Raw genomic sequence first — 3,234 nt, forward strand, 5'->3', positions numbered from 1 at the left:
GCTCCCACCGGCGCCGCAATCGGCCCGTGAAGCCCATCGCGGCCGGAGGCCGCTCCTGCACGCGCTCCTGCAGATCACTGCATGAACACGTAGCCCTCTTCCTGCTGCAGGCGGATGATCTCGGCATCCGCCATCGGCACCATGCGCACGAAACCATGGATGTCCTCGGGGTCGAAGCCGCGTTCATGAGCGGCCACCCGGCACATCCGGAACTCGATCGGGCCAGAGACCGTGAGGCTTTGTGCGCGTCGCATCAGTTCGCCGAATTCGTCATGGTTCTCGATTCCGAAGAACCGGATCTCATCCCCGTGCAGCACCAGCACGATCGACGCCTCGAACGGATCGGCCTCGTACAGGTTGTTCAGAAAACTCACGCGGTCGAGAATCCGCTCGAAGCGCTCCAGATCGCCCTGCGCGACGTCGTAGACCACCTTCTGCGGTGCGTAGTCAATCGGATCGACAACCGCCTGCCCCCAGGGCGCGGAATCCGCGCCCTGCGCCGGAACGGACAGAAACAGCAGGAGGATCACACTTGCGAAAATACTCGAAGTTCCTGGAGCCATCTCACTCTCCTCACTCATTTTTCATGAGTCGCAGCCCGAATGCACATTGACAATACCGCTCACTCTTCGACGGGTCGGGACGCGCATGAATTCCCCCGTCGGCCAGCGGGCGCCCCCGCTATGGAAACGCTGATCAATCCGTCATCGCAATGACGAGCGCATTGATCAGTGCTTTCCTATAATTCCGGCGACCCGCGCAAGGTCCCGGGGGAATCGAACAATGCGATCCGTCATCGCGAGCGAAGCGCGGTGAACAGTAAAGGTCCGACCCCGCGCACGGGCGCTGCAAATCCTCCAGACGGCGCCGGAGAGATCGACGGCCTATGATGGAGCGCAAGGCCCCGCTACGGTGCGCGCGCGGCTGCGGGGCATGCCCCGGGTGGGCCGGGCGGGCCCCGGTTTTCCTTGCTCGGGATGGCGACTGCCGCCGCAATCGGCAGCCCGAAACTCGCCGCCACGACAACAACTCAAGGGGACAGTCATGAATCTGGAAAAGGTGGTCTTCGGGTTCTTCATCATCCTGGCGCTGACGCTGAACTTCGGGTTCGTGCTCGGCGAGATAGACAATCCCGCCCACCACAACGTCTGGGAGCTGTTCGCCGCGATCGTGGTGAACCTCGTCGCAACCGTGCTCAAGTTCGGTGACCGCACCCAGACCGGCGCGCTGCTGCTCGCGACCTCGCTGGTTGCGGTCCTCCAGTTGCTGGCGGCCGCGCTGGTGTGGGGCTATGCGGGCAACATCAGCGCCGCCGGCCTGAGCCCGACGATGATGTCGAGCATCGTGTCCCTGGCGGCCGGAGCGGTCGTGGCCAACGTGATCTCCGTGGTGCTGCTGATCGCGGATACCGTCAACCTGCGCCGCTGACACCGGCATGGACAAGGTGCTCTTCCTGTTTCTGCGGCGCATGCGGGCGCCGCTGCTGGCGCTGATCTTCGCCTATGCGATCTCTGTCACCGGCCTGGTCCTGATCCCTGGCGTGGACGACCAGGGCGAGCCCTGGCGCATGGACTTCTTCCATGCCTTCTATTTCGTGAGCTACATGGCCACGACCATCGGCTTCGGCGAGATCCCGTACGCCTTCAGCGAGGGGCAGAGGATGTGGACCAGCCTCACCATCTTCCTGTCGGTGGTGGCCTGGCTCTACGCAATCGGAAAGATCCTGAGTCTGATGCAGGATCCGCCCTTCAAGCTGGCCGTCAGCCGGCAGGCCTTCGACCGCAGCATCCGCCGCCTGCACGCGCCGTTCCTGATCGTCTGCGGCTACGGGGATACCGGCAGCCTGCTCGTTCACGCGCTGCAGCAGCGGCGCAAGCGCGTCGTTGTGATCGAAAGCGATCAGAATCGCATCAACGATCTTGCCCTCTCGACCATGGACATCCACGTGCCCGGCCTCAGCGCAGACGCGAGCCAATCCGGTCAGCTCGAGAAAGCGGGTGTCTCGAACCCCTTCTGCGAGGGCGTGGTGGCGCTGACGGACAGCGACGAAGTGAACCTGAAGATCGCCATCACCGCGAAACTCCTGAACCCCCGGCTACCCGTGATCTGCCGCGCCCAGAGCAGCGACACCGAGCGCAACATGCGTTCCTTCGGAACCGACCAAGTGATCGACCCCTTCGAGGTCTTCGGAGACCGTCTGGCACTGGCCGTCCACTCGCCCGCGCATCACCTGCTGCACCAGTGGCTCAGCAGCGTGCCCGGAAACGAGCTGCCGATGCCGGTCTACCCGCCGCACGGACGCTGGATCCTCTGCGGCTATGGCCGGTTCGGCAAGGCGGCAAACGCCGGCCTGGCGCGCGAAGGGGTGAAGGTGACGATCGTCGAGGCGGACCCCGAGGGCACGGGCTGCGGTGAGGATTGCGTGCGCGGTCGCGGCACCGAGGCGGACACCCTCCAGGAGGCCGGAGTCGAATCGGCTGCGGGCATCGTGGCCGGCACCAACGGGGACAGCAACAACCTGTCGATCCTGATGACCGCCCACGAACTCAATCCCAAGCTCTTCATGGTGGGCCGGCAGAACCGCGACGACAACGGCATCCTGTTCGAGGCCGGCCGGGTGGACATGGTGGTGCGCCACAGCGAGATCCTGGCCGAGTCCGTCCTCTCCCATCTCGTTTCACCATTGCTCCCCCAGTTCCTGGTCCGGTCACGCGAGCACGATGCGGACTGGGCGAACGAGCTGCTCAGCCGGATCGGCGCCGCGACCGACGATCGGGTACCGGCGGTGTGGGCCGTCGAGATCTCCGAGGCGCAGGCACCCGCGCTGTCAGAACGCCTGAAACGGGAAGCGGTGTCCCTGGGCCAACTGCTGGTCTTCCCGGGCCAACCGGAAGCACGGGTGCCCTGCGTGTCGCTGATGCTGCACCGCAGTTCAGGTTCGGAGACGTTGCTGGCGCCACCCGACGACACGCTGCTGGAAGCGGGGGACCACATCCTGTTTGCGGGCCGGCCGTGCGCCGTCCACCGGCTTGGCCGCGTCCTGCGGCACCCGTCCACGCTGGACCTGCTCCTCACCGGGATGGAACGTCCCCAGGGCTGGATCTGGCGCCGCATGCGCGCAGCGAGATCCTGAGCCATCGGCAGACGCAGATACCGCCTGCCACGCATCTGATGCTACCGTAGGGCGATGCTGGTTAATCCGTCATCGCGAGGAGCGAAGTCCTGGGCCGCTAG

The 3,234-nt window shown here is 65.2% G+C and carries 3 protein-coding genes; 2 read left to right on the top strand and 1 reads right to left on the bottom strand.

Annotated features, from left to right (window positions below; genetic code table 11):
- Nucleotides 1-74 precede the first annotated feature (74 nt).
- Entirely contained in the window at nucleotides 75-563 is a 489-nt protein-coding gene (locus ACESMN_RS01040; RefSeq protein WP_373051727.1) for a DsrE family protein, read from the bottom strand.
- 481 nt (nucleotides 564-1,044) lie between these two features.
- On the opposite strand from ACESMN_RS01040, the gene ACESMN_RS01045 reads away from it, so the two are divergent.
- Entirely contained in the window at nucleotides 1,045-1,428 is a 384-nt protein-coding gene (locus ACESMN_RS01045; protein ID WP_373051728.1) for a DUF6394 family protein, read from the top strand.
- Between the two features lie 7 nt (nucleotides 1,429-1,435).
- The gene (locus tag ACESMN_RS01050) at nucleotides 1,436-3,133 is read left to right on the top strand and encodes a potassium channel family protein (RefSeq protein WP_373051729.1); all 1,698 of its coding nucleotides are present in this window, start codon (nucleotides 1,436-1,438) and stop codon (nucleotides 3,131-3,133) included.
- The last annotated feature ends 101 nt before the right edge of the window (nucleotides 3,134-3,234 follow it).

Source organism: Thioalkalivibrio sp. (genome assembly GCF_041690275.1).
GTDB lineage: Bacteria > Pseudomonadota > Gammaproteobacteria > Ectothiorhodospirales > Ectothiorhodospiraceae > Thioalkalivibrio.

Bases quoted from the DNA above. Each gene is read 5' to 3' on its own strand.
- ACESMN_RS01045 (WP_373051728.1), top strand. From the start codon at position 1,045: ATGAATCTGGAAAAGGTGGTCTTCGGGTTCTTCATCATCCTGGCGCTG.
- ACESMN_RS01040 (WP_373051727.1), bottom strand. From the start codon at position 563: ATGGCTCCAGGAACTTCGAGTATTTTCGCAAGTGTGATCCTCCTGCTG.
- ACESMN_RS01050 (WP_373051729.1), top strand. From the start codon at position 1,436: ATGGACAAGGTGCTCTTCCTGTTTCTGCGGCGCATGCGGGCGCCGCTG.